Annotated in this window: 24 protein-coding genes and 1 tRNA gene; 14 read left to right on the top strand and 11 right to left on the bottom strand. The window is 28.7% G+C overall.

From position 1 onward, the window contains the following. Positions 1 to 2: 2 nt before the first annotated feature. On the bottom strand, positions 3 to 620 hold the full coding sequence (locus VP91_RS02345) for an arylesterase (RefSeq protein WP_169035831.1): 618 nt from the start codon (positions 618 to 620) through the stop codon (positions 3 to 5). Here VP91_RS02345 and VP91_RS02340 point away from each other — a divergent pair. Together VP91_RS02340 and VP91_RS02335 are read left to right on the top strand one after the other, a co-directional pair. After that, positions 619 to 1,284, top strand: a complete 666-nt coding sequence (locus VP91_RS02340; RefSeq protein WP_169035830.1) for an ABC transporter ATP-binding protein — start codon at positions 619 to 621, stop codon at positions 1,282 to 1,284. The two genes, VP91_RS02345 and VP91_RS02340, sit on opposite strands and share 2 nt — an antisense overlap. After that, on the top strand, positions 1,268 to 3,802 hold the full coding sequence (locus tag VP91_RS02335) for an ABC transporter permease (protein ID WP_169035829.1): 2,535 nt from the start codon (positions 1,268 to 1,270) through the stop codon (positions 3,800 to 3,802). Before VP91_RS02340 ends, VP91_RS02335 begins: the two co-directional genes overlap by 17 nt. Before the next feature lie 4 nt (positions 3,803 to 3,806). On the opposite strand, the gene VP91_RS02330 is transcribed toward VP91_RS02335, so the two are convergent. The 6 genes from VP91_RS02330 to hemC all read right to left on the bottom strand — a co-directional run bounded on the left by VP91_RS02330 (position 3,807) and on the right by hemC (position 8,341). After that, positions 3,807 to 4,400, bottom strand: a complete 594-nt coding sequence (locus VP91_RS02330) for an FkbM family methyltransferase (RefSeq protein WP_169035828.1) — start codon at positions 4,398 to 4,400, stop codon at positions 3,807 to 3,809. An 87-nt stretch (positions 4,401 to 4,487) separates the two neighbouring features. Continuing rightward, positions 4,488 to 5,333, bottom strand: a complete 846-nt coding sequence (locus tag VP91_RS02325) for a bifunctional 5,10-methylenetetrahydrofolate dehydrogenase/5,10-methenyltetrahydrofolate cyclohydrolase (RefSeq protein WP_169035827.1) — start codon at positions 5,331 to 5,333, stop codon at positions 4,488 to 4,490. Between the two features lie 9 nt (positions 5,334 to 5,342). Further along, positions 5,343 to 5,633 carry a YggT family protein gene (locus VP91_RS02320; RefSeq protein WP_169035826.1) on the bottom strand — a complete coding sequence of 97 codons (291 nt, stop codon included), beginning with the start codon at positions 5,631 to 5,633 and terminating at the stop codon, positions 5,343 to 5,345. Next, complete coding sequence (locus VP91_RS02315; RefSeq protein WP_169035825.1) at positions 5,630 to 6,715, bottom strand: mechanosensitive ion channel family protein; 1,086 nt, start codon at positions 6,713 to 6,715, stop codon at positions 5,630 to 5,632. Before VP91_RS02315 ends, VP91_RS02320 begins: the two co-directional genes overlap by 4 nt. Before the next feature lie 2 nt (positions 6,716 to 6,717). Next, the gene (locus VP91_RS02310) at positions 6,718 to 7,416 is read right to left on the bottom strand and encodes a uroporphyrinogen-III synthase (protein ID WP_169035824.1); all 699 of its coding nucleotides are present in this window, start codon (positions 7,414 to 7,416) and stop codon (positions 6,718 to 6,720) included. Between the two features lies 1 nt (position 7,417). Next, positions 7,418 to 8,341 (bottom strand): hydroxymethylbilane synthase, encoded by a 924-nt coding sequence (hemC, locus tag VP91_RS02305; RefSeq protein WP_169035823.1) that lies wholly within the window; start codon positions 8,339 to 8,341, stop codon positions 7,418 to 7,420. A 59-nt stretch (positions 8,342 to 8,400) separates the two neighbouring features. Here hemC and tsaD point away from each other — a divergent pair, with 59 nt between their 5' ends. The 3 genes from tsaD to acs are packed head-to-tail and all read left to right on the top strand — an operon-like array spanning position 8,401 to position 11,980. Further along, on the top strand, positions 8,401 to 9,474 hold the full coding sequence (gene tsaD / locus VP91_RS02300) for a tRNA (adenosine(37)-N6)-threonylcarbamoyltransferase complex transferase subunit TsaD (RefSeq protein WP_169035822.1): 1,074 nt from the start codon (positions 8,401 to 8,403) through the stop codon (positions 9,472 to 9,474). Next, complete coding sequence (locus tag VP91_RS02295; RefSeq protein ID WP_169035821.1) at positions 9,474 to 9,887, top strand: EVE domain-containing protein; 414 nt, start codon at positions 9,474 to 9,476, stop codon at positions 9,885 to 9,887. Before tsaD ends, VP91_RS02295 begins: the two co-directional genes overlap by 1 nt. A 5-nt stretch (positions 9,888 to 9,892) precedes the next feature. Then, complete coding sequence (acs, locus tag VP91_RS02290; RefSeq protein WP_169035820.1) at positions 9,893 to 11,980, top strand: acetate--CoA ligase; 2,088 nt, start codon at positions 9,893 to 9,895, stop codon at positions 11,978 to 11,980. Here acs and VP91_RS02285 read toward each other — a convergent pair. Further along, entirely contained in the window at positions 11,977 to 12,600 is a 624-nt protein-coding gene (locus VP91_RS02285; protein WP_169035819.1) for an esterase, read from the bottom strand. The two genes, acs and VP91_RS02285, sit on opposite strands and share 4 nt — an antisense overlap. A gap of 120 nt (positions 12,601 to 12,720) precedes the next feature. Here VP91_RS02285 and VP91_RS02280 point away from each other — a divergent pair, with 120 nt between their 5' ends. From VP91_RS02280 to purH, 6 genes are all read left to right on the top strand, one after another. Next, positions 12,721 to 12,984 carry a DUF4212 domain-containing protein gene (locus tag VP91_RS02280; protein ID WP_169035818.1) on the top strand — a complete coding sequence of 88 codons (264 nt, stop codon included), beginning with the start codon at positions 12,721 to 12,723 and terminating at the stop codon, positions 12,982 to 12,984. After that, on the top strand, positions 12,984 to 14,798 hold the full coding sequence (locus VP91_RS02275) for a sodium:solute symporter family protein (RefSeq protein ID WP_169035817.1): 1,815 nt from the start codon (positions 12,984 to 12,986) through the stop codon (positions 14,796 to 14,798). Before VP91_RS02280 ends, VP91_RS02275 begins: the two co-directional genes overlap by 1 nt. A gap of 70 nt (positions 14,799 to 14,868) precedes the next feature. Next, a complete protein-coding gene (locus VP91_RS02270) occupies positions 14,869 to 15,213 on the top strand; it encodes a hypothetical protein (protein WP_169035816.1) in 345 nt (114 codons plus the stop codon). Between the two features lie 46 nt (positions 15,214 to 15,259). Beyond that, a complete protein-coding gene (rpe, locus tag VP91_RS02265) occupies positions 15,260 to 15,919 on the top strand; it encodes a ribulose-phosphate 3-epimerase (RefSeq protein WP_169035815.1) in 660 nt (219 codons plus the stop codon). Between the two features lie 4 nt (positions 15,920 to 15,923). After that, positions 15,924 to 17,546: a heparinase II/III family protein gene (locus tag VP91_RS02260; protein ID WP_169035814.1), complete on the top strand. Its 1,623-nt coding sequence runs from the start codon at positions 15,924 to 15,926 to the stop codon at positions 17,544 to 17,546. Continuing rightward, complete coding sequence (gene purH, locus VP91_RS02255) at positions 17,546 to 19,081, top strand: bifunctional phosphoribosylaminoimidazolecarboxamide formyltransferase/IMP cyclohydrolase (RefSeq protein ID WP_211181495.1); 1,536 nt, start codon at positions 17,546 to 17,548, stop codon at positions 19,079 to 19,081. The genes VP91_RS02260 and purH overlap by 1 nt, the downstream gene beginning before the upstream one ends. Here purH and VP91_RS02250 read toward each other — a convergent pair. Beyond that, positions 19,071 to 19,415 (bottom strand): 4a-hydroxytetrahydrobiopterin dehydratase, encoded by a 345-nt coding sequence (locus VP91_RS02250; protein ID WP_169035812.1) that lies wholly within the window; start codon positions 19,413 to 19,415, stop codon positions 19,071 to 19,073. The two genes, purH and VP91_RS02250, sit on opposite strands and share 11 nt — an antisense overlap. A 20-nt stretch (positions 19,416 to 19,435) precedes the next feature. Continuing rightward, positions 19,436 to 19,510, bottom strand: a tRNA-Gly gene (locus tag VP91_RS02245). A gap of 95 nt (positions 19,511 to 19,605) precedes the next feature. Between VP91_RS02245 and VP91_RS02240 the strand changes: the two genes are divergently transcribed. Then, positions 19,606 to 20,247, top strand: a complete 642-nt coding sequence (locus VP91_RS02240; RefSeq protein ID WP_169035811.1) for an LON peptidase substrate-binding domain-containing protein — start codon at positions 19,606 to 19,608, stop codon at positions 20,245 to 20,247. 3 nt (positions 20,248 to 20,250) lie between these two features. Here VP91_RS02240 and VP91_RS02235 read toward each other — a convergent pair whose 3' ends face one another. Next, positions 20,251 to 21,348: an FAD-dependent monooxygenase gene (locus VP91_RS02235; protein WP_169035810.1), complete on the bottom strand. Its 1,098-nt coding sequence runs from the start codon at positions 21,346 to 21,348 to the stop codon at positions 20,251 to 20,253. A gap of 65 nt (positions 21,349 to 21,413) precedes the next feature. Between VP91_RS02235 and VP91_RS02230 the strand changes: the two genes are divergently transcribed. Both VP91_RS02230 and VP91_RS02225 read left to right on the top strand, forming a co-directional pair. Further along, positions 21,414 to 23,504, top strand: coding sequence for an FtsK/SpoIIIE family DNA translocase (locus VP91_RS02230; protein WP_169035809.1), 2,091 nt, complete (start codon positions 21,414 to 21,416; stop codon positions 23,502 to 23,504). Next, the gene (locus VP91_RS02225) at positions 23,501 to 24,058 is read left to right on the top strand and encodes a LolA family protein (RefSeq protein ID WP_248289201.1); all 558 of its coding nucleotides are present in this window, start codon (positions 23,501 to 23,503) and stop codon (positions 24,056 to 24,058) included. The genes VP91_RS02230 and VP91_RS02225 overlap by 4 nt, the downstream gene beginning before the upstream one ends.

Below are 24,058 nucleotides of genomic sequence, written 5' to 3'. Positions count from 1 at the left end.
TCTTAATTTGATAAAATATTTTTCAAAATCATTTCCTGTAAAGTTTTACTAATAATAATTGTGCCCTTTTCATTTGGATGCATTCCATCACTTAAATTTAAGTCAGGTTTTAAAGCAACACCTTCTAATAAAAAGGGTATTAATGGTAAATTATATTGCTTAGACAAGTCTGAATAAATTTTATCAAAACTACTTTTATATTCAAGTCCGTAAGAAGTTGGCGCAATCATGCCTGCTAAAATTACTTTTATATTTTTATTTTGTGCAGTTTTTATTATTTTTTCTAAATTATTTTTAGTCTCTTTAGGTTGAATGCCTCTAAGCATATCATTTGCACCAAGGCCTAAAATTACTAAATCAATATTAGGTTCGGATAGAGTCCATTCAACTCGGTTTACACCACCAGAAGAAGTACTTCCGGAAACGCTACCATTTACTACTTCAATTTTGTAGCCTTCAGATATTAATTTTTCTTGTAAAACTACTGATAAATGATATTCATTATCTAAGCCGTACCCAGCCATCAAACTATCACCAAATAATATAATTTTTTCTATTGCAGATACTTTTATAGTAACTAGACAAAGTACAATTATTTTAATAATAAAACTTTTATTCATGAACACTCTTCTTAAATTAAAAAAGATAAATCTTAAATATCAAACTAACAAAGAAACTATAAAAGTTTTAAACAATATTGATTTAACAACAAAGAAAAAGGATACTATCTCTATTGTTGGTGAAAGTGGCTCAGGAAAAACTAGTTTAATTATGTTAATTGGGGGTTTAGAAAAAGCAACCTCAGGCAAAATTTATTTTCAAGATCAAGATTTAACTACTCTTTCTGAAGACGAAGTTTCAAAAATAAGAAGAAAAAACATTGGAATTGTATTTCAATCTTTTTATTTAATTCCAAATTATACAGCAGTAGAAAATGTTGCTTTAACTCTAGAGTTAAACAAACTTAAAAATCCTGAACAACAAGCAAAAGAATTATTGGATCGGTTTGGATTAAAAAACAGATTTAATAATCTACCAAGTCAATTATCAGGTGGAGAGCAGCAAAGAGTAGCTATAGCAAGAGCAATAGCTATGAAACCTCAATTAATATTAGCTGATGAACCAACTGGTAATTTGGATAGTGAAAACTCAGTAATGATATCAAATATACTATTTAAGTATGTCAAGGAGGAAGGTTCTTCTTTAATTATGGTAACTCACGACCCTAAGCTAGCCAATAAAGCAAAAAGAAAAATTAAAATTAAAGATGGAAAAATTGCTTAAAATTTTTGAATTTAATTTAATTTTAAAATATGCGTTTAGAGATCTTGTTAGAAACTATCGCAAAATTTTTAGTATTATCCTTACTTTATTTATCAGTCTTTTTATTTTAAGTGCAATTTTAACTATTGAAGACAGTTTGAAAAAAGAACTAGATGATAACGCTAAATCTTTATTAGGTGGAGATGTTGAAATTGATTACAATAGGGTGCAAGGAAATTTAGATTTAGTTAATAAAGTAAGAAAATTTACAACAATTTCTGAAATGGTTGAATTTACAACCATGGTCTCATCAGTAAATAATAATAATCAATCATTGTTCACTCGAATTAAAACTGTTGATAAAAAATATCCACTATATGGAGAAGTTGTTCACGAGCCTGTTGGAGCAATGGATAGAATTCATCAAGAGAAAAACACCATTATTGTTAATGAAAATATTTTTAAAACTTTAGACCTCAAAGTGAATGAAAAAATTAAAGTTCAAAATCAATTATTTACGGTAGTTGGAGTAATAAAATCACTACCTGATGTTAGTGGCTTTGTAGCATTTGGTGATTTTGCAATAACAAGTAAAGAAACTTTGAGGCTATTAAAACTTAATAGCTTGGGCAGTTTTTTAAATTATGAGTATAAAGTTAAATTTAATAAAGGAGACAACACAAAAGTAACTAGAAATAAGATTAAAGAAATATTTAAAGATGATCTTACGGTAAGACTACGTTATCCTGAAAATTCAGCTAGCGGTCTTAGAAGAATAATTGATAACTTTTCACAATTTTTATCCCTTGTATCTATTAGCGCTATGTTAATTGCTGGTATTGGTATCGCAAATACCCTGCTATCTTTTATTAATCAAAGCAATATGTCTATTGCAGTAAAGAAAGCTTTAGGGTTTTTTTCATTAAATATAAAGACAATATATTATCTACAATTATTAATTTTACTGACCTTTGTAAGTATTGCTTCTTATGCCTTGAGTTTTTTGCTGGTTCCAGTGGCTGATATATATTTTTCTGAAGGTCTAGGATTAAATATTAAACCCTTATTTTCATTGACTAATTTTATTAAGATATTCCTTGTTGGCATGTTGGTATTAATCATTTTTTCTATTCCAACTATTAACGCAATTGATCAAGTAAAGGCCTCTAACTTATTTAGAAATGTATTTCAAAATTTACAATTTTATTATTCAAAAAAATCTATCTTTGTAAGTTTACTATTTTTATCAGCTTTAATGATGTTATTTGTCATTGGTTCGGTAAGACCTTTTTATAGCTTGATTTATTTTTTGGCCTTTTTCATTTGTTTAATTGTATTTTTTTTACTTTCTAAATGCATTGTTTTTTTACTAAAAAGTTTAAAAAAAATATCCAATATCCCTCTTAAAGTTTCAATTAAGAACATTACTCAAACAAAAGGTATTACTCCAATCACAATTATGTCTTTGGGTTTGGGAGTAACTTTATTATTAACACTAGCATTGGTTGGCACAAATTTTAAAAGAGAAATCGCAAAATCTATTCCTGAGATCGCACCTGATTATTTTTTTATTGGGATACAAAATTCTGATAGAGATTTATTTGAGAATGCAATTATTGAAATAGATTCTAATGCAGAATTAGAAATAGTACCTTTAGTTGCGACAGGCATTGTCAAGATTAATGGAATAGATCCAAAAACCTATATTAAAAAAGATAATAATAGTTATTGGGTAATTGGAAGTGATAGACGTTCATCATGGGCAGCTGAAGTTCCTGAAGACAATCCAGTAACTGAAGGTGAATGGTGGGATTTATCAAAACCTAACAAACTTCAAATTTCATTAGATAGTGAAGTTGCAAAGGATTTTAATATAAAATTAGGGGATATTTTTACACTTAATATTTACGGAAGAGAGATTGAAGGAAAAATAGTTAATTTTAGAGCAGTTGATTATCGAGATTTATCTATAAATTTTGCTATGTTGTTCAATCCACAATTTGCAAACACTATTCCCCACGAATATTTAGCAACAGCTAAATTTAAAGATCAAACAAAGTTCAAAGAGAATAAACTATTAGAGATACTCCCAAGTATTTCAATTATAAGAATTGCTGATTATCTTACAAAGGTAACTAGTATATTAAACAAAGTTTTTATTGCCGTAATTTTAATTTCAGCAATTACAATTATTATAGGTTTAATTGTTATATCTAGCGCAATTATTGTGCAAGGTAAGATTAAAGAGTTTCAAAATTTAGTTTTTAAAATTTTAGGTTTTTCAAAAAAAGAAATTATACTTTCCTCTCTTATAGAATTTATTTTAATATTTTTTTCAGTGATATTAATCGCAATATTTTTTGCTGTAATCGGCTCTTATTATATTATTGAAAATGTCTTTCAATTAGTTTGGCAGTTAGATTTACAAATATTATTTAACATTAGTGGAAGTATTGGTTTGGTAACATTAGCTCTAATTATGTTAACAAATTTAAAATATTTAAACCCGAAAGTTTATCCCTTAATTAGAAATCAATAAAAAATTAATTTTGTAATCTTTTAAAAATATGGCTAAAAACACCCGACCAGAGTAATACATAATTTTTTTTAATTAGAAAATTATAAGTAGCACTTTTTTTTATTTCTTTTGCATGAATTTCGACACACACCAACTCAGGTTTATACTTATCAAAAGATAGACCTTCTAAAACTTTAAGGTCAGCTCCCTCAACATCAATATCTAAAAAATCAATTTTAGAATTCTTATACTTATTTCTATATAATATTTCATCTAAAGTGAAAGCTTGTACTTCTTTTTCTTTAATATTGCCTTGAAAAACAGTTTTTGCTTGATCAATTTCTGTAGTGCTTAACTGACTGAGTTCTTTTTGATAAAATAATTTAACGACTTCATTTTTATTTGAAATTGCAGAATTATAGTTGAGATCATTTGGTCTCATATGATTAAATAAATCAATAGAAAATTCACTTGTATCTATATTTACACCACTCCAACCTTGCTTGTGTAGTAAGTATGTATTGTTTCTATGAATTGGATGATAGCAACCAACATCAACATAAAATCCATTTTTTTTGTCTTTAAAGTAATTTAATACTGCGGTGTCTTCGTTATCCATTGCATAAGATTTTTTCTTTATAAAAAATTTATGCTTAATATAAATACTATGAAGTATATGGAGTTTTCTTAATATTTTTTTTAACACCTAGTTTTGAGATCTTTTAAAACAATCAATAGTATTTTTTAACAAACAGGCAATAGTCATAGGCCCTACTCCACCTGGAACTGGTGTTAAAGCTTTTGCAACTTTTGAAACTTCATCAAATGCTACGTCACCAACAATACCTTTTTCAGTTTTATTAATACCAACATCGATTACGATTGCATCCTTTTTTACCCAATCAGCTTTTACAAGTTCTGGAATGCCAACTGCAGCAACTATAATATCTGCTTCTAAACACTCTGCTTTTAAATCTTTAGTTTTTGAATGAGTAATAGTTACTGTACAATTCTCTTTTAAAAGTAATTGTGCCATTGGCTTACCATTTAAATTTGATCTACCTACCATAATCGCTTTTTTTCCACTTAAGTTTGGTTCAATTTTTTTGATCATTAAATAGCATCCTAAAGGAGTACAAGGAACTGAACTCTCATAACCTGATGACAGGTTTCCAACATTCATTGGATGGAAGCCATCCACATCTTTTGAGGGTATAATAGTTTCAATCACTTTTTGTTTATCAATATGTTTTGGCAATGGAAGCTGAACTAAAATTCCTGAAACTGACTCATTTTTATTTAATTCTTCAATTTTTTCTAATACAGTTTTTTCTTCAACTTCTTCTGGGTACTTAATAACTTCAGATTTTAAACCAACTTCATTTGCTGATTTCTCTTTGTTACGAACATAAATCTGACTAGGAGCCATGTCTCCAATTAAGATGACTGTAAGTCCAGGAACTTTATTGTATTTTGCTTTTAGCTCTTCAACTTCTAGTCTTAGTTCTTCTCTAAGTTCAGCTGCTAGTTTTTTTCCATCTATTAAAATCATAAGGTTTTCTTAAAAAATCATTGGCGCAATGTATAGCTTCATACACATTTCTAGAAACCAAATCAATAACAGTAATATTACTGGTGAAATGTCTAGTGATCCTAAATTAGGTAGAAAACTTCTTATTTTATTAAGAGCTGGATTTGTTAATCGATAAGTCATCTCCAAAACAGAATAAACAAACCTATTTTGAGTATTTAAAACATTAAAAGCAACTAACCAACTAACAACTACATTGGCTATAACTACGTAAGAATAAAGTTTTAATATTTGAAGTGATAGATAAAAAATAGCTATCATTTTTTTTCAATATAAATTGACTGACTTGGAAAAGCAAAAGCCGCATTATTACCTTCCACAATTTGTTTAATTTCAATTGCAAGTTTTTCTTTAACTTCTAGCCACATACTAAAGCTATTAGAATTAGTAAAACATCTAACTCTCATATCTATAGAGCTATCTGAAAACTTTTCAACTCGTACTGCAATTCCTACGGCGTTATCATAATCATCACTTTTCTTAATATGATTTTCAATTTCATTTCTTATCTTTTTTAACTGATCAACTGTAGTGTCATATTGAAGTGTTATCGCCCAATCAATTCGCCAGTTAGTTGTTTCACTAATATTTATAACTGCGTTCTCAGCAAACTGGAAATTAGGAATTATAGCTAGAGATTTATCAAATTTTCTTAAAACAGTTGATCTAAAGCCAATCTTCTCAACAACACCTTCGATAATACCTTCAACTAAAATCCAATCACCAATCTTAAATCTTTTTTCTACTAAAACTAAAATTCCTGAGATTAAATTTTTAAATAAATCTTGTGCACCTAATGCGACAGCAACACCAAATAAACCAAGTCCAGCAATAATTGGTCCTATTTTTATTCCCCAAAGCTCTAACACAGCAGCCAAACCTAAAATAAAAATCAAAATTTTTAAGGATTTAATAATCCAACCAATTAACTCACGGGTTAACATTTTATCCAACCCACTTAAAATGTAAGAAATTGGTTCAACAACTTGATGTATTAACCAAAAGATTAAAATTGTTATTAGGGTTCGATTGATTGTATCAATTACAGCTCTAGCATCTTCACCAAAAGACATATAATAGCTTGCAATAAAAAATCCCAAAACAATTGGTAGAAATCTTGCAGGTCCTTCCATTGCGCTAACGAAAGTATCATCTAGTTTATTTGTGGTTCTCTTTGCAATGGCTTCTAGTCTTTTAATAATAACTTTGCTTATTATTCCTCTAAAAATTAAAAAAATAAAAAATATTCCAATACCAATTAGTATTTGAAAAATATCCACTCCACGAATTCCTTTAGACCAAACTGAAATAAACAGGTCACTAAAATTACTAAATATGTCCATATTTAGATTTTATATAGCAAAAATTCTTCTTCTCCAGGATTAAAAAGAAAAATTTTTTTCCACTTAATTTCATTAAGAATTGCCGAGGTTTTTTCTCCAATACACATTAAATTAGTATTCATCCATAGGTTTTCCAACTGATAATTTTTAATCATCTTTAAAAAGTTAATGGCACTATTTTGTGAGTAAATGTAAGTAATTTCTGGCATCTTTAATTTTAGTTTTTCAATAAAATCATCATCGTACCTTTCAATTGGGTTGGCTCTATAGTTAATTACTCGCTCTATAGTGTAACCATTTGAGATTAGATCTTTATCTAAATTACTGGAGATGACTTCCCCACTAATATAAAGAAGCTTTCCTTCAGAAGAATTAAAGTTTTGTAATATTAATTCTTTTAAATTATCTATATTTCCGTCTGCAGCAAAAACATTTTGAAAGCCAAAACTTCTGGCTTTTTTTTCAGTAACACTACCTACACAAAAACATATTATTTTTTTATTAATATTTTTTAAATCTAAAAATTTAATTGCGTTAGAGCTTGTAAATATAATTCCATTAAACTTGGAATAATCTAAGGATTTATGTTTGATTGCTTTAATATCGATTAAAGGTAAGTGAGACACTTCATGATCTAATGATTGAAATTTTAATATCATTTCGTGACAATCTTCTATTGGTCTTGTTAATAAAATATGCATACTATTTTTTGTGAGAGTTATTAGACAACTTTTTTAAAGCCTTTCCAACTTCTATTCCCAGTTCATTAGCTTTGTTAATATTTTCAGATAATTTTAGGTGAAACCTTTTACTGCCATCAAGTGAAAAAAGCTCTGCCTCAAGATTAATTTTAAAGCCACTAATACTAGCAAATACTCCCACTGCTGTTTCACAATCTCCCTCCAATATCTTTAAAACATTTCTTTCTGCTTTTATACAATTGTGTGTCAATTGATGATTAACACTTTTTAATATCTCTATTAATTCTTTATCATTATCTCTACATTGCAAAGCGATAACTCCTTGACCTGCACAAGGTATAATCTCAGAAGTTGAGAAAATTTGAGATATATTTTGATTAAGTCCTAAAGAATTAATTCCAGCATAAGATAATATAATTCCATCATAAAAATTTTCATTAAGCTTTTTTATTCTTGTATCCACATTGCCTCTAATTAATTTACAATCAAGATCATCTCTCATCTTTTTTATTTGAAACTCCCTTCTAAATGAAGATGTTCCTATAATTGAATTTGGAGATAAATCTTTTAATTGTTTATGGTTTTTGCTAATTAAAGTTTCTCTTGGATCATTTCTTTCTAAAAAACAACTTGTTAATAGACCTTCAGTTTCTTCAGAAGGCATATCCTTTAATGCATGGACTGCTATATCTATTTTGTTGTCTAATAACTCTACCTCAATATTCTTTGAAAAAAGTCCCTTACCACCCACTTCAGATAATCTTTGATCTAGAACTTGGTCTCCCTTAGTTTCAATCTCTTTAATAGCTACCTCATCAATACCAAAATTTTTTACATAACTTAAAATTTTTTCTCTAGCTTTTTCTGCATAGATCATTGCTAATTTACTTCTTCTTGAGCCTATAATAATTTTTCTATTTTTCATTTATTTGCTTTATACTTGATACTTATATTAAGATTGTATTATTAATAAAAACTAATTTAATGAATAAAAAACCTATAATTCTTGGAATTGAATCAAGCTGTGATGAGACAGCTGCTGCTATTATAACTGAAAATAAGCAAGGCATCCCAACAATTCTATCGAGCATTGTTTCAAGTCAAATTGATGTTCATAGAGAATTTGGGGGTGTTGTTCCCGAACTTGCTGCAAGATCGCATGTGGAAAAAATAGATTTAATTACAAAAAAAGCAATTGATGAGAGTGGAATAAAAATGGATGAGATAGATGCTGTGGCATCTACAGCTGGTCCTGGCCTTATAGTCTGCTTGTCTGTTGGTTTGAGCTTTGGTAAAGCAATGGCCTATTCACTTAATAAACCTTTCATTGCTGTAAATCATTTAGAGGGTCATGCATTAAGTCCTAAACTAAATTGTGAACTTAATTACCCCTATCTGTTGCTTTTAATTTCTGGAGGGCACACCCAATTTTTAAATGTTCAAGGTTTAGGAAAATATAAACGATTAGGAACAACAATAGATGATGCTGTAGGAGAGGCTTTTGATAAAACTGCAAAATTATTAGGCATAGAATTTCCTGGTGGACCACAAATTGAAGTATATGCAAAAAAAGGCAATCCTAAAAAATATGAATTACCAAAGCCAATTTTTTATAAGGGTGGGTGTAATTTATCTTTTGCAGGATTAAAAACTGCTGTTTTAAAAATATCCAAACAAATAAAAACTGACCAAGAAAAATATGACTTAGCAGCATCATTTCAAAAAACTATTGAGGAAATATTATATAAAAAAAGTAAAATTGCTTTTGAAGAATTTAAAAAAATTAATGGAACAGCAAAAAATAAATTTGTAGTTGCTGGAGGTGTTGCTGCAAACCAAAAAATTCGGGGGGTCTTGATTAATCTTTGTAAAGAAGAAAATTTTGAAGCAATATTTCCACCTATCAATTTATGTGGAGATAATGCTGCAATGATTGCAATGGTTGGGCTAGAAAAATTTAAATTAAATCAGTTTAATAAGTTAAACTATCCTGCAAAACCAAGATGGCCCTTAGATGAAGATGCTGCCTTTTTAAAAGGTGCTGGAGTAAGACTGTAATGCGATATTGGTTAATGAAATCAGAACCTGATGTTTGGTCAATTGATCAACAAAAAAAAGCTGGGGCCAAAGGTGCTCCATGGGATGGGGTAAGAAACTATCAGGCAGCTAAAAACTTGAAAGAGATGAAAAAAGGAGATTTTTGTTTTTTTTACCACTCAAATATAGGGAAAGAAATTGTTGGCATAGTCGAAGTAATTAAAGAAGCTTTCCTAGATAAAACTGACAAAGATGGTAGATTTGTTGCTGTTCAGGTAAAGTTCAAGGAGAAATTAAAAAAAAGTGTGACACTTGAAGATGTTAAAAATAATAAGGCTCTAAGCCATTTATCGCTTATCAGACAAAGTAGATTATCAGTTATGCCTATCGACTCTAAAAGCTGGAAAATTTTGAATAAGATGAGTAATATTTAAAATTCATGCCAAAAAAAAAGAAAAAGTCTAAAGTTAAAAAAAACGTTTCTAGAAAAGTAAAATTTAAAGTTAAAAAAAAAGTTTCTAGAAAAGTAAAACCTAAAGTTAAAAAAAAGGTTTCTAGAAAAGTAAAATCCAAAGTTAAAAACGATATAGAAAAAGAATTAATTTTCAAAACTAGACCTGAGTGGATAAAGGCTGCATTGGTCAACAAAACAAAATATCAAAAAAAATATTCAGATTCTATTAAAAATAATAACGAATTTTGGAAAAAAGAAGGAAAGAGAATAACGTGGATCAAACCATATAAAAAAATTAAAAATGTAAAATATAGCAAAACAGATGTAAAAATTAAATGGTATGAAGATGGAACACTCAACGCATCAAGTAATTGTATTGATAGACACCTAAAAGATAAAAAAGATAAAACTGCAATTATTTGGGTTGGTGATAACCCCAATGATACAAGAAAAATTTCTTACAAACAGCTACATTCTGAAGTTTCAAAAGCAGCAAACGGCCTAAAAAAATTAGGAATTAAAAAAGGTGATCGCGTTACAATTTATCTAACAATGATACCGGAGTTAGCAATTACAATGTTGGCTTGTGCAAGAATTGGTGCTATTCACTCAATTATTTTTGGTGGTTTTTTAGCAGAGTCTATATCAGGAAGAATAAATGACTGTGAGTCTGAATATATTATTACATCTGATGAGGGTGTAAGAGGTGGAAAAATTATTCCTTTAAAAATTAATGTTGATGAAGCTTTAATAAATTGTCCTAATGTCAAAAAGTGCATAGTTATAAAAAGAACTGGTAATTATATTAATTGGGTAGATGGAAGAGATGTTTGGTATGAAGATTTAATTAAAGATGTTTCTAATAAATGTGAACCAGAAGAAATGAATGCAGAGGATCCTTTATTTATTCTTTACACATCAGGATCAACAGGTAAACCGAAGGGCGTATTACACACCACTGGTGGATATATGGTTTACGCTTCAATGACTCATCAATATATTTTTAACTACAAACCAAGAGACGTATACTGGTGTACAGCGGACATAGGATGGGTTACTGGACATAGCTATATTATTTATGGACCACTAGCTAACGGAGCTACAACAATAATGCATGAAGGAGTCCCAAATTATCCTGATTGGTCAAGATGGTGGCAAATTATTGATAAATATAAAGTTAATATTTTTTATACAGCTCCTACTGCCATTAGATCAATAATGCGAGAAGGTGACAAATATGTGAAAAAAACATCGAGGAAATCCTTAAAGTTATTAGGAACAGTAGGTGAACCTATAAATCCTGAAGCTTGGTTGTGGTATTATAAGACAGTTGGAAATTCCAAATGTCCTATAGTTGATACTTGGTGGCAAACTGAAACTGGTGGCATTTTAATTTCTCCACAAACAGGTGCTATTAATCTTAAACCTGGCTCAGCAACCAAACCATTTTATGGTATTAAACCCTCAATTATAGATAAAAATGGTAAAGAAATTAAAGGTGCTGGTGAAGGAAGACTGTGTATTTCTCAGTCTTGGCCTGGGCAAATGAGAACTGTTTACGGAGATCATCAAAGATTTATAGATACTTATTTTTCACAATTTGATGGAAAATATTTTACAGGTGACGGAGCAAAAAGGGACAAAGATGGGTATTATTGGATAACGGGTCGTGTTGATGATGTAATAATAGTTTCTGGTCATAATTTAGGAACAGCTGAGATAGAAAGTGCTTTTGTGGCTCACGAAAAAGTAGCTGAATCTGCAGTTGTTGGCTATCCACATGATATAAAAGGAAATGGTCTTTATTGCTATGTAACTTTAAACGTAGGGGAAGAGCCTAACGGAGAACTTGAGAGAGATTTAAAACTTTGGGTTAGAAAACAAATTGGCCCTCTTGCTACACCTGATATAATTCACTTCTCACCTGGATTACCAAAAACAAGATCAGGAAAAATTATGAGAAGAATTTTAAGAAAAATTGCCGCTAACGAACATGATCAATTAGGAGATACCTCAACTCTAGCTGATCCAAGTGTTGTACAAAGCTTAGTTGATAATAGAAAAAATATTTAGACTTTTATTAATTTAATAAACTCATCTTTAATATTATCCCACTTTAGTATCATCGAATTTAAAACTATTTTTCTATCTAACACTTTCAATTCTTCAGCTATTGGTGCCCACTCATATAATGCTAGTGCACTTTCATTAAAAGGCCAAGATTTATAGTAAGCATTCCAATCAATCTTTTCTAATCTTTTAAGAAATTTTTCTTTTGCTATCAAAATTATTTCTTCAGGCATATTATTTTTAATTTCTTCATCAAGGATCGTTTCGTAAATATTTTTTGCATTATGTGTTTCTTGATAATTATGAAATACACTCAAATATGATAAACAAAAAAATGTGAGATCTTGAAGAGCTATAGAATAAATGTTCCACTTTGCTTTATTTATAGACTCTAGAAATTTTTCATCATCGAAGTGTAACACCCATTTAGTTCCCATCCTTGTTTTTAAATAATTATATAAAGTTACTTGGGATACCCATGCAGACTTTTTTTGAATAAATAACTTGAGCTCTTCATTATTTTTAATTTTTTTTTTGGGTAAAATTCCTTTAAATAAAGCTAATAAATAGATTTTAAAATCTTCAAGTTTTACGTCTTTTAATTTAAGTTTATATTTAAGCACTTTTATCTACTCCTAGTTGTTTTATATTATAAAAGTGGCTTAATTAGGAGTGTTTTTTAGGGTTTAATTCCACCTCATTATGAGTATGGTTTCATTTTTAACCTATAGGGAGAGTAAAAAATGTCAAACAAAGAAAAACATTGGGGAAAAACTAAGGGACTGCTATTTATTACTTTAGCAATCTGGTTTTTCTTTTCAATAGGCATCTTTTTTTTCGGAACTGAAATGGAAGCATCTAGCTTCAGACCTTTTGGATACCCGCTGTCATATTATATGACATGTCAGGGTTCATTATTAGCATTTGTAATATTGAACTTCTGGTTTGCAGGTAGACAAGAGAAGATAGATGAAGAGTTTGGTTTCAGCGAAAGGGAGGATAAATAATGATTAAAGGTAAATTTATCGACAATTTGCCAAAAGTTTATGGAATCTATACAGGTGGTTTTATAGGATTCATAATCTTAATGGCAATAGCTGAACAAATGGGGATGTCTGCAAAAGCAATCGGAATAGCTTTTGTTGCATTCACTGTTGGTATCTATGCAGTAATTGGATATCTTTCACGTACACTTCAAGTAGATGCGTATTACGTAGCAGGAAGACAAGTCCCAACTGTATTCAACGGAATGGCTACTGCAGCAGACTGGATGTCTGGTGCTTCATTCGTTGCTATGGCAGGTGGTATTTACTTTAAGGGCTATGGATACATGGCGCTTCTAGTTGGATGGACAGGTGGATATATACTTGTGTCTACTTTGTTAGCACCTTACTTAAGAAAATTTGGCTGTTACACAGTTCCAGATTTTGTTGGTACAAGATATGGTGGTAACACGGCAAGACTTTCAGCGGTATTAGTATTAACAGTAGCTTCATTCACTTATGTGACTGCACAAATTAACGCAACAGGAACTATTGCTTCGGTAGCATTAGATATTCCTTTTGAGATAGCTGTGTATGTTGGATTAGCAAGTATATTGCTTTGTTCAATGCTTGGTGGAATGCGAGCGGTTACATGGACGCAAGTCGCGCAATATATAGTTTTAATTATTGCTTACTTACTTCCTGTATTCTGGATCAGTAGTAAAATGGGTGCTGGTATCTTCCCACATTTGATGTTGGCGGATGAAGTAGCTAGAATTGCTGAGCTAGAAGGTCAGTTTGGTTTTGTTAAAAACTCTGCTGCTGACTTAGCTACAGTACCAAAAGGCTTAGCTGGAATAACTAAAGCGCATTCATCAGTTAACGGAACAAATTGGGGATTCATTTCTCTAGCAATTTGTATGATGGCAGGAACAGCTTCTTTGCCTCACGTTATGATGAGATACTTTACTACTCCAAGTGTAAAATCAGCTAGAAGATCTGTGGCATGGTCGCTACTTTTCATCTTCATTTTATACTCAACTGCGCCGATGCTAGCGACATTATCAAAACTATCACTGATTGATCCAACACTTTCAACAGGGATTATTGGTAAGTCAATAGCTGAAGTTCAGGCAATAGACTGGTATCAAAACTGGAACCAAGCTAACTTAATGTTTGTTAGCGACTTTAACGGAAATGGAACTGTTGAGTTAAACGAGTTTTTCATGGGTGGTAAAGCCGTTGTATTAGCTACTCCGGAAATTGCTGGATTACCTTATGTGATCTCAGGTTTAGTTGCTGCTGGAGGTATGGCTGCTGCCATGTCTACAGCTGATGGTTTAGTTTTAGCGATTGCAAATGCTTTGTCTCATGACTTGTATTACAAGATCATTGATCCAAAAGCAGAAACTGCAAAAAGATTGATTGTTGCAAGGGTATTACTTGTAATAATTGGTTTTGCTGGAGCAACTATTGCCGCAATGGGTATCCAAGGTATCTTAGGTTCAGTAATATGGGCTTTTGACTTTGCGATGTCTGGATTGTTCTTCCCACTTGTACTAGGTGTATGGTGGAAGAGAGCGAACGGACCAGGTGCTGTTGCAGGAATGCTTCTAGGTTTAGCCGCTGGTACATGGTACTTAATTCATGTGCGTACTGGTGGAGCTGGATTCTGGGGTATAACTCAACTTACATTCGGTATCTTTGGATCACTAGTTAGTTTAGTTTCTATGGTTGTTGTTAGTTTACTAACAGCTGCACCAGACAAAGCTACTCAAGACATGGTTGATGAAGTTCGTGTTCCTAGCGGTAAAACAGTTCTAGGAAAACAACACTAGTTAAGTTTAATACTAAGGGGCGATTATTTCGCCCCTTAGTTAAGTTTTAAAAGAATCCCTTTTTATATTTATGCCTGAAATTCATCCTTTTATTCTCACGATTGATTATATTTTAGGAGTTGTGATGTGGACCCTTATTGGAAAAGTTGCAATGAATATTTTTCAGCGAGAAAATTCAGAATTTTTTTTTATGAAAGTGTTTGTAAAAGTTACAAACCCATTGATACGTTTGTTTAAACCAATTACACCTTCATTCATTATAGAGCCTCTTGTTCCACTTTATGTAGCTTGGTTTTTTTATATGATCAGATTTTATCTAATGCCTTATTTATTGGGATATTCTGTCATGGGAATGCTATCTTTTCCTTTAGAAAGTGAAATTGCTGCTGAAATTTATCGTATTTTTGGTAAATAATTAATTCAAATTAAAAATAAAATTGATACTACTAAAGTAGTAATCAATGAAAAAAATACAAATTTCACCCTCAATTCTATCTGCTGATTTTAGTCAGTTGGGAAATGAGATTAAAAAATTGGAAGAAGGTGGCGCCGATATGATCCATGTAGATGTCATGGATGGACATTTTGTTCCAAATTTAACAATGGGACCTCCAATTATCAGAGCCTTGAGACAACATACAAAATTACCATTTGATGTTCATTTAATGATATCACCTGTTCATAAATATATCCAAGACTACGCTGATGCAGGAGCTAACATTATTACAATACACCCAGAGGCAACAGAAAATTTAAAAAACTCCATTCAACATATAAAAAGTTTAAACAAAAAAGTAGGTGTCTCTTTAAACCCTGAAACAAAAATTGATTTAATAATTGAACTATTGGATGAAATTGATTTAGTTTTAATTATGAGTGTAAATCCTGGATTTGGAGGACAAAAGTTTATGCCTAAAGTTCTAGAAAAGATCAAAGAATTAAAAAAAATAAAAGATGAAAAAAATTTAGAATTTGATATTGAAATTGATGGGGGAATTAATTTTGATAACAACAAGTTAGCTATTGCAGCTGGGGCAAATATTTTAGTTTCTGGCACTACTATATTCAAAAATAATAATGGAAATATAAAAAAAAATATAGAACTTTTAAAATCAAGTTAGAATAATGATTTTTAATAATTTATTAAATTTTATTAATAATTCATATATTTTTTTAAAAAAAAAAATTCGCCATCTTTATTTAAGTTCAAACATCTATAATAAAAAAATTACACCTTCTTTTATAAGTTCTTTAGAATATTATCCAAGTTCAAATTTGCTAGATGCTCTTATAAAATATAATAAAAAAAAAATTAATATTGAAAATTATTCTTTAAACGAAGTATGGGATAACAAAGATTTAAAGGAAAAAGATTACAAAAACTTAAATAGTTTTTTTTGGTTATTCAGTTTGGATTTAAAATCTTCAAAAAAAGATACTCAAAATATAATTAAACAATGGATAGATAAAAATTACAGATACAATTTCAAAAGTTGGGAGATTGATATAGTTGCTAAAAGAGTAATCGCCTGGATTTCTAGCTCTAGACTTTCTTATGAAGATTGTAGCACTGACTACAGAGATAGATTTAATAATGTAATAAAGAAACAAATAAATCATTTAATTAATGAAATAGAGGGATCAGAATGGGGTGATGACAAAATAATAGGCTGTGCAGCTATCATTTTGACTGGTTTAACCTATCATGACAGAAATAACTATTTAGATACAGGGTTAAACTTATTGAAAAAATTTGTAAAATTTTCTTTTAATAATGATGGTTTTCCAAAATCAAGAAATATCCGACAATTATGCTTTTACTTAAAATATTTCATTTTAATAAGAGAATGGTTCAAAGAATCTCAAAATGATATACCTGATTTTATTAATGAAAATATATATTATTTAGGTCAGGCTTATGCATTTAGTTGGCAGAACAATAAAGTCGATATACTTTTTAATGGTAATCACGAAACAAATAATATGGATTTTGATTATTACTTAAAAAAACTTGGTTATAATTTTAAAAATCAAAGTAAAGAATTGGGAGGTTATGTGGCTCTTAATAATAAGAAAATTTCTCTATTTATGGATGTAGGATCAAGCCCTGATAAAAAGTTTTCTTCAAATTATCAAGCAGGTGCATTATCTTTTGAAATAATATCAAACGGGAAAAAGTTAATCTGTAACTCAGGTTATTTTCAAAAACATGGTCATCAATTAAATAAACTATCAAAATCAAGCGCAATACATAGTACTCTAATTTTAGACGATAGATCATCGTGTAAATTTAATATGACTAAAAATGAAATTTCTCATGGATTAAAAATATTAAAAAAAAATATTGTATGTGAAAAAAATTATTGGAAAATTAATTCATCTCATGATGGATATTTAAAACAATATGGTATTATTCATGAAAGAGAGATAGAATTTTACCCTGAACAAATAAAATTTATTGGTAATGATAAAATAATTTTTAAAAATAGTATTAAAAATTTAAAATATGAAGTTAGATTTCATTTAGAGCCCAATATTAAAATTATGAAAACTCAAGATAATAAATCAATACTTATAGATCTTGATGGTGAAGGCTGGAAATTTAATTCTGACAATAATATTATAAATGTTGATAACGGTCTATATTTTGGCAAAAAAAATTTATTTATTGATAATCGGAATATAGTCATTTCTGGAATGACTAATAGCGAAAATCAGACTATAAAGTGGCAAATTACAAAACTATAATGAAGAAAATTAAAAGAGCATTAATTTCAGTTTCTGATAAAAAAAATTTGAAAAATCTTTTAAAAGTTTTATCCAGATATAAGATTGAATTAATAAGCTCAGGCGGCACTTTTAAAGAAATTAAAAAATTTAAATTTAAATGTTTGGAAGTTTCAGAATATACCAACTCGCCTGAAATACTCGGTGGAAGAGTTAAAACATTACACCCAAAAATACATGCTGGAATATTAAGTAAAAGAAATAACAAATCCCACAACAAAGACTTAAAAGATAATAATTTCGAGCTGATAGACCTTGTTATTGTTAATTTCTACCCTTTTGAAAAAACTCTAGAAAAAAGTAATAATCATTTAAAAATCATAGAAAATATTGATGTTGGAGGACCAACAATGGTTAGAGCTGCTGCAAAAAACTATAATGATGTTGCTGTCATTACCTCTTCAGATCAATATAAAGAGCTAATTGATGAAATAAAAAAAAATAAAGGCTCTACATCTATCGAGTTTAGAGAAAAGATGTCTTCTGAAGCTTTTTCTGAAACAGCATATTACGATGCTATAATCTCAAATTATTTCAATACAATTAAAAATAACGACTTTCCTAAAAAAAAAGTCATCTATGGAAATTTAATAGAAAAATTAAGATATGGTGAAAACCCTCACCAACATGCTGCTGTTTACTCAAAAAATAAAATTTTAGACATTAAACAAATTCAAGGAAAGCAGCTAAGTTATAACAACTATAACGATATATTTTCAGCACTAACTATTTCTAAATCTTTACCAAAAAATTTAGGAACTGTAATTGTTAAGCATGCCAATCCATGTGGTGTTTCTATTAATAAAAATATCTTAAAAAGCTACCATTTAGCAATAGCATGTGACCCCATAAGTGCTTTTGGAGGAATAGTTTCATGTAACTACAAATTAAATAAAACCCTAGCTTTAGAATTAAATAATATTTTCTTGGAAGTTATTATTGCAAATGGATTTGACTCTGAAGCATTAAAAGTTTTTAAAAAGAAAAAAAATTTGCGTCTTATTGATGCAACAAACTTTGTAATGAAAGATTTAGTAAAATTTAGCTCGGCTAATGAATCTGTTTTAACTCAGTCAGAAGATTTAAAAAGATTTAATATTAGGGACTTTAGAGTAGTTTCTAAAAAAAAACCTAGTAAATCACAGTTAAAAAATTTAATTTTTGCATTTAATATTTGTAGATATGTTAAGTCTAATGCAATTGTTTTGGCAAGTCAGGAAACAACAGTTGGTATTGGCTCTGGTCAACCTAGCAGACTTGATAGCTGTCAAATTGCAATAGATAAGATGAATAAATTTCAAGATTTAAATGAAGAAGTTGTAGCAGCTTCAGATGCATTTTTTCCATTTGTTGATGGTATAGAAAAATTAGTACAATCGGGTGTTACTGCCGTAATACAACCTTCAGGATCAATAAGAGATAAAGAAATAATTAAATTTGCAAATCAAACTGGTACTGTTTTAGTCTTTTCTAAAACAAGACATTTCAGACATTAAGAATCTGATCAATTTTTGCAGCAAGGATAAAATCATTTTCTGACAATCCCTCTATTGCATGTGTAGTAATTATAATTACTACATATCCCCATCCAAAGGAAATATCCGGATGATGACCTTCTTCTTCTGAGATTTCTCCTACTTTGTTAACAAAATTCTGACTTTTAACAAAATTTTCAAACTTAAATTTTTTTTCTAAAAAATAGATTTTTTCTTCATTTTCTTTTACATCCCATCCATCTACTTTTTTTTGATATTTATGAATTTCACTTATATCGAAAGGTAAAATTCCACCCTCACAAGGAACACATTTTTTATTTAAAAGATCACTCATTTTTAATTATTTATGCTTAATGGAGCGGGTCAAGGGAATCGAACCCTCTACCTAATCGTTGGCAACGATTCGCTCTACCAATGAGCTAGACCCGCTTATAAACCACTATAAATAGACGGTTTTTTCTGTGCAAGCAATAATAAAGTTATTGAACACTATATAGATTTTTAAAAGTTTGTTAAAAGAAGTAATGAAAAAACAAGATTTACCAAAAATAATACCTATCTTTCCTTTGAGTAATTTTATTATTTTTCCTGATACGACTGTCCCATTAAATATATTTGAACCTCGATATGTAGAAATGATAAATGATAGTATGAAAGAAAATAAATTAATAGGCTTAATTCAACCTAAAAACAATAATCCAAATTCTATTATAGATCTTCATGAGACTGGCTGTCTTGGAAAAATTACAAATTTTAAAGATTCATCCAATGGTACATATTTGATCGAACTTAATGGTTTAACACGTTTTAAAATAACTAAGGAAATTAAAAATAATAAATTATATCGTGAGTGTGAAGTTAATTTTGATGATTACAAAGATGATTTAAATTTTCAAAAGCAACAGTTAAAATTTTCAGATATCGAATTAATTTTTAAAGATCTGAAATCATTATTTGAAAAAAAAGGATATATAATTAATTGGAAATCTTTAGAAAAGCAAAATTTGAATGAAACTATAAATGCATTGGCTATGGCCTCACCTTTTTCATTAGAAGAAAAACAAATTTTACTAGAAAGCCAAAATTTAGAAATTAGAAAAGATAAAATAGCTGAAATATTAAGTACTTATAATTATGACAATTTTGATAATACTACAATTCAATAAATTCTAGAAATTTAATCCTTTATCTGCAATTTTGATAAAATAATTAGTCAATCCTTTATTCTTTCCAATAATTTTCAAAATTTTATTAAAGCTTTTATTTTTGATTTTTTTATCTAAGTTAAATACTTCATAAATAAGATCTACACTATTAGAAAAAATAAAATTTTTAATTTTTGTCTCTTTTTCAAATTCAGATAAAATAGACTCATCCAACTGTATACCAAGATCAATTTTATTTTGGATAATTTTAGATAAAATTTTAATGTCTCTAATAGTCATATTGAAACCCTGCCCTGCTAGTGGATGTATTCGATGGAGCAAATCACCAAAGGCAAGAATATTTTGATGGTAGTAATTTCTTAAATTAGATGAGCTTAATTTAAAACTACTTAACTTAAGTTTTTTTTGTACTTGATACTTTGGGTTGTTTTTATTTATTAACTCTAAGACCTCATAATCATTATATTTTTTGTTCTTAGTATCTAATGAGCATACTATTGATGTTTCATTATTTGAAATTGGTAAAAATGCAATTGGGCCATTTTTGGTAAAAATTTGAATAGCAACATTATTTTTTAATTTTTGATGACTCAAAATTGTTGTGTATGCAAGATTTTCGTAGTTTTTATCAATTTTCTTTATAAAAAATTTTTTTGAAAAAAAATTATTTAAATCACAATTAATAATCAAATCATATTTATTTTTTTTTAATAAATCTTTAAAAGAAGAATCATTTTTAATTAGTTTTTTTTTGAAATATTCATTATTGGATAGATCTTTCATTAATAATTTATAAAGCTCATCATTTTTTAGCATATAAAAAAGGTTGTCTTTCTTATCTTCAAATTTCAACAATCTTTCTTTGTTTAGTTTTTCTGAATAAATTTCTATTTTTTTAATTTGCCAGAAAATTTTCTTAGGAATTTCATAAATTTCTTTTTTATAAAATTCTAAGTTATTTCTTGATATTCCTATTGTTCTACTTGATGTTAAATTTTTAATTTTATTTTTATGATAAAAATGAACATCAATTTTTTTATTTGTAAGATTTTTGGCTAAAGATAGACCAGTAAGACCGTCTCCTATAATACAGATATTCATAATAATTTTTAATTTTAACAATAAAAATTAGATGATACAAAGTGATTAATTTGATTTATTAATTTATGAAATTAAAAATTATAGCTAATAATATAATAAATTTTGCTTTAAATAGAGTTATTGAAATTATTGGTGTAACCATTTTGATTAGTGGTCTCTTTTTACTAGCTTCTTTAATTACTTTTTCTCCTGAAGATCCAAACTTTATCTTTCCAAAAGATACCGAAATTATAAATATTTTTGGGTTTCGTGGAAGCTTTACTGCTGATATTTTTTTTCAATCTTTTGGGATAATCTCACTATTAATTCCTTTTAGTCTAATAGCCTCTGGCTTAAATACCATCATGCATAAAAAAGTTTTATTAATAATTGAAAGTGTTTTTTATACAATTTTATATTCTTTGATTGGTTCTTTATTTTTTTCTTTCTTTTATCCAGTAACGTTTGAGCTTTATATTAATGGTAATGGAGGGTTTGTTGGAAAATATTTAGAAACAACTTTTTTAAATTCAATAATTAATATTAATACCCAATTTGCTTATTATGTTATCTTATTATTAATTTTAATTTTATTTTTAACCAGTATTCAATTTAGTATTAATTTTTTTAACAAATTTATAAAAAAAATATTTAATTCGATAATTTCTAATAAAGAAAAAAATTATACTAATAAAAATGAAATAATTGATGAATTTATACCTCAAGAAGAAATAAAAAGTCTGATTCAAGAAGACTTGCCTTTCATAAAAAATGACAACAAAAATGATAATAGAAAAATAAAATTTATACTGCCCTCCATAAATTTATTAAAGATTCCAACACAAAAAGATAAAGAAAAATTAAAAGATGATGATTATATCAGTAGTGAGTTTTTAGAAAAAATTCTTTTAGATTTTGGAGTTAATGGCGCTATTAAAAAGGTAAGTCATGGTCCAGTAGTAACTTTAAATGAATTTGAACCAGCTGCTGGTGTTAAAGTATCAAAAATTATTAATCTTTCAGATGATATAGCGAGAAACACAAGCTCTGAATCAGCCAGAATTGCAACTATTCCTGGTAGAAGTACAATTGGTATCGAGCTACCTAATACAACTCGGGAAAATGTTTTTCTTAGTGAGATTCTATCTAGTAATGATTTTTTAAAGAAAGATATCAAATTACCAATAGCTCTCGGTAAAGATATCTCGGGAATTCCTATTGTTGGAGATTTGACTTCTATGCCTCATTTGTTAATTGCTGGAACTACTGGTTCTGGTAAGTCAGTTTGTATTAATACTATAATTCTCTCAATTCTTTACAGACATACCCCTGAAAAATGTAAGTTTATTTTAATTGATCCTAAAATGTTAGAGTTATCAACTTATGAGGGGATACCTCACTTGCTCTGTCCTGTTATTACTGAAGCCAAAAAAGCTGCCTCCATATTAGGTTGGGTTGTCAAAGAAATGGAAAATCGATATCGACTTATGACTAAAGAAGGTGTTCGTAACATTGATGGTTATAATGCAAAACACAAAATTCCTATGCCTTATATCGTGGTTGTTGTTGATGAAATGTCAGACTTAATGCTTGTTGCTGGAAAAGAAATAGAAAACTATATCCAAAAATTGTCACAAATGGCAAGAGCTGCTGGGATTCATATCATAATGGCAACGCAAAGACCTAGCGTTGATGTTATTACAGGAACTATTAAAGCAAACTTTCCTACAAGAATATCTTTTCAAGTAACCTCTAAGATAGATAGTAGAACAATTTTAGGTGAGCAGGGTGCAGAACAATTACTAGGTAAAGGTGATATGTTATACATGTCCTCAGCTAATCGGATAGTTAGAATTCATGCTCCCTTTGTTTCAGACAATGAAATTGAAAAAGTTAACAACTATTTGAGAAGCCAAGCTGAGCCACGCTATATAGATGAGATATTAAGTTTTGCAGATGAAAAAGGAATGAATGAAAACTCTTTAGGTTCAACTGATAAAGATGAGTTATACCAAGCGGCATTAGATATTATTAGATCAGAGGGTAAAGCTTCTACTTCTTTTTTACAAAGAAAATTACAAATAGGCTATAATAGATCTGCAAGAATAATTGATATGATGGAAGCTGATGGAGTTGTAAGTAAAGCAAATCATGTTGGTAAAAGAGAAGTTTTATGATGCTTAGAATATTAATTTTTTTTTTTATATTAAAATTTTATAGTCCAGTTTATTCCTCAACAGTAGAAGATATAAAATCTCAAATGCAGCTTACAAATAATTTAAGTTTTGATTTTATTCAAACTATTAATGATAGAAATGAAAATGGAAAGTGTATTATAAAATATCCTAAAAAAATTTGGTGTGAATACGATAATATTAATAAAAAAACAATTATTTCTGATGGGAAATCTCTGGTAATTAAAAATAAAAATAGTAGCAATTATTATATTTATCCACTAACTAAAACACCACTAGTTTTTTTATTAGATAAAGAGTTTTTAATATCAAAAATGAATAGCCTTGAAGCTAGAGTAATTGAAAACAAATATATAAATTATACAATTTTTGAAAATGATAATAAAATTAATATTTTTTTCGATAAAAAAAATTTAACTTTAGTTGGATGGCAAACTGAGGACATTTACCAAAACCTAGTTATTACATTTATTTCATCTATTAAAATAAATAAAAAAATAGATGATAAAATTTTTATTTTGCCAGTAAATAATTAA

The sequence above is a fragment of the Candidatus Pelagibacter communis genome, from assembly GCF_012932795.1.
Classification (GTDB): domain Bacteria; phylum Pseudomonadota; class Alphaproteobacteria; order Pelagibacterales; family Pelagibacteraceae; genus Pelagibacter; species Pelagibacter ubique_S.
This window is presented reverse-complemented; position numbering and strand designations above follow the sequence as displayed.

Excerpts from the sequence above, each read along its gene's own strand:
- VP91_RS02340 (WP_169035830.1), top strand. The coding sequence starts at position 619 with ATGAACACTCTTCTTAAATTAAAAAAGATAAATCTTAAATATCAAACT.
- VP91_RS02345 (WP_169035831.1), bottom strand. The coding sequence starts at position 620 with ATGAATAAAAGTTTTATTATTAAAATAATTGTACTTTGTCTAGTTACT.
- VP91_RS02335 (WP_169035829.1), top strand. The coding sequence starts at position 1,268 with ATGGAAAAATTGCTTAAAATTTTTGAATTTAATTTAATTTTAAAATAT.
- VP91_RS02330 (WP_169035828.1), bottom strand. The coding sequence starts at position 4,400 with ATGGATAACGAAGACACCGCAGTATTAAATTACTTTAAAGACAAAAAA.
- VP91_RS02325 (WP_169035827.1), bottom strand. The coding sequence starts at position 5,333 with ATGATTTTAATAGATGGAAAAAAACTAGCAGCTGAACTTAGAGAAGAA.
- VP91_RS02320 (WP_169035826.1), bottom strand. The coding sequence starts at position 5,633 with ATGATAGCTATTTTTTATCTATCACTTCAAATATTAAAACTTTATTCT.
- VP91_RS02315 (WP_169035825.1), bottom strand. The coding sequence starts at position 6,715 with ATGGACATATTTAGTAATTTTAGTGACCTGTTTATTTCAGTTTGGTCT.
- VP91_RS02310 (WP_169035824.1), bottom strand. The coding sequence starts at position 7,416 with ATGCATATTTTATTAACAAGACCAATAGAAGATTGTCACGAAATGATA.
- hemC (WP_169035823.1), bottom strand. The coding sequence starts at position 8,341 with ATGAAAAATAGAAAAATTATTATAGGCTCAAGAAGAAGTAAATTAGCA.
- tsaD (WP_169035822.1), top strand. The coding sequence starts at position 8,401 with ATGAATAAAAAACCTATAATTCTTGGAATTGAATCAAGCTGTGATGAG.
- VP91_RS02295 (WP_169035821.1), top strand. The coding sequence starts at position 9,474 with ATGCGATATTGGTTAATGAAATCAGAACCTGATGTTTGGTCAATTGAT.
- acs (WP_169035820.1), top strand. The coding sequence starts at position 9,893 with ATGCCAAAAAAAAAGAAAAAGTCTAAAGTTAAAAAAAACGTTTCTAGA.
- VP91_RS02280 (WP_169035818.1), top strand. The coding sequence starts at position 12,721 with ATGTCAAACAAAGAAAAACATTGGGGAAAAACTAAGGGACTGCTATTT.
- VP91_RS02275 (WP_169035817.1), top strand. The coding sequence starts at position 12,984 with ATGATTAAAGGTAAATTTATCGACAATTTGCCAAAAGTTTATGGAATC.
- VP91_RS02270 (WP_169035816.1), top strand. The coding sequence starts at position 14,869 with ATGCCTGAAATTCATCCTTTTATTCTCACGATTGATTATATTTTAGGA.
- rpe (WP_169035815.1), top strand. The coding sequence starts at position 15,260 with ATGAAAAAAATACAAATTTCACCCTCAATTCTATCTGCTGATTTTAGT.
- VP91_RS02260 (WP_169035814.1), top strand. The coding sequence starts at position 15,924 with ATGATTTTTAATAATTTATTAAATTTTATTAATAATTCATATATTTTT.
- purH (WP_211181495.1), top strand. The coding sequence starts at position 17,546 with ATGAAGAAAATTAAAAGAGCATTAATTTCAGTTTCTGATAAAAAAAAT.
- VP91_RS02250 (WP_169035812.1), bottom strand. The coding sequence starts at position 19,415 with ATGAGTGATCTTTTAAATAAAAAATGTGTTCCTTGTGAGGGTGGAATT.
- VP91_RS02240 (WP_169035811.1), top strand. The coding sequence starts at position 19,606 with ATGAAAAAACAAGATTTACCAAAAATAATACCTATCTTTCCTTTGAGT.
- VP91_RS02235 (WP_169035810.1), bottom strand. The coding sequence starts at position 21,348 with ATGAATATCTGTATTATAGGAGACGGTCTTACTGGTCTATCTTTAGCC.
- VP91_RS02230 (WP_169035809.1), top strand. The coding sequence starts at position 21,414 with ATGAAATTAAAAATTATAGCTAATAATATAATAAATTTTGCTTTAAAT.
- VP91_RS02225 (WP_248289201.1), top strand. The coding sequence starts at position 23,501 with ATGATGCTTAGAATATTAATTTTTTTTTTTATATTAAAATTTTATAGT.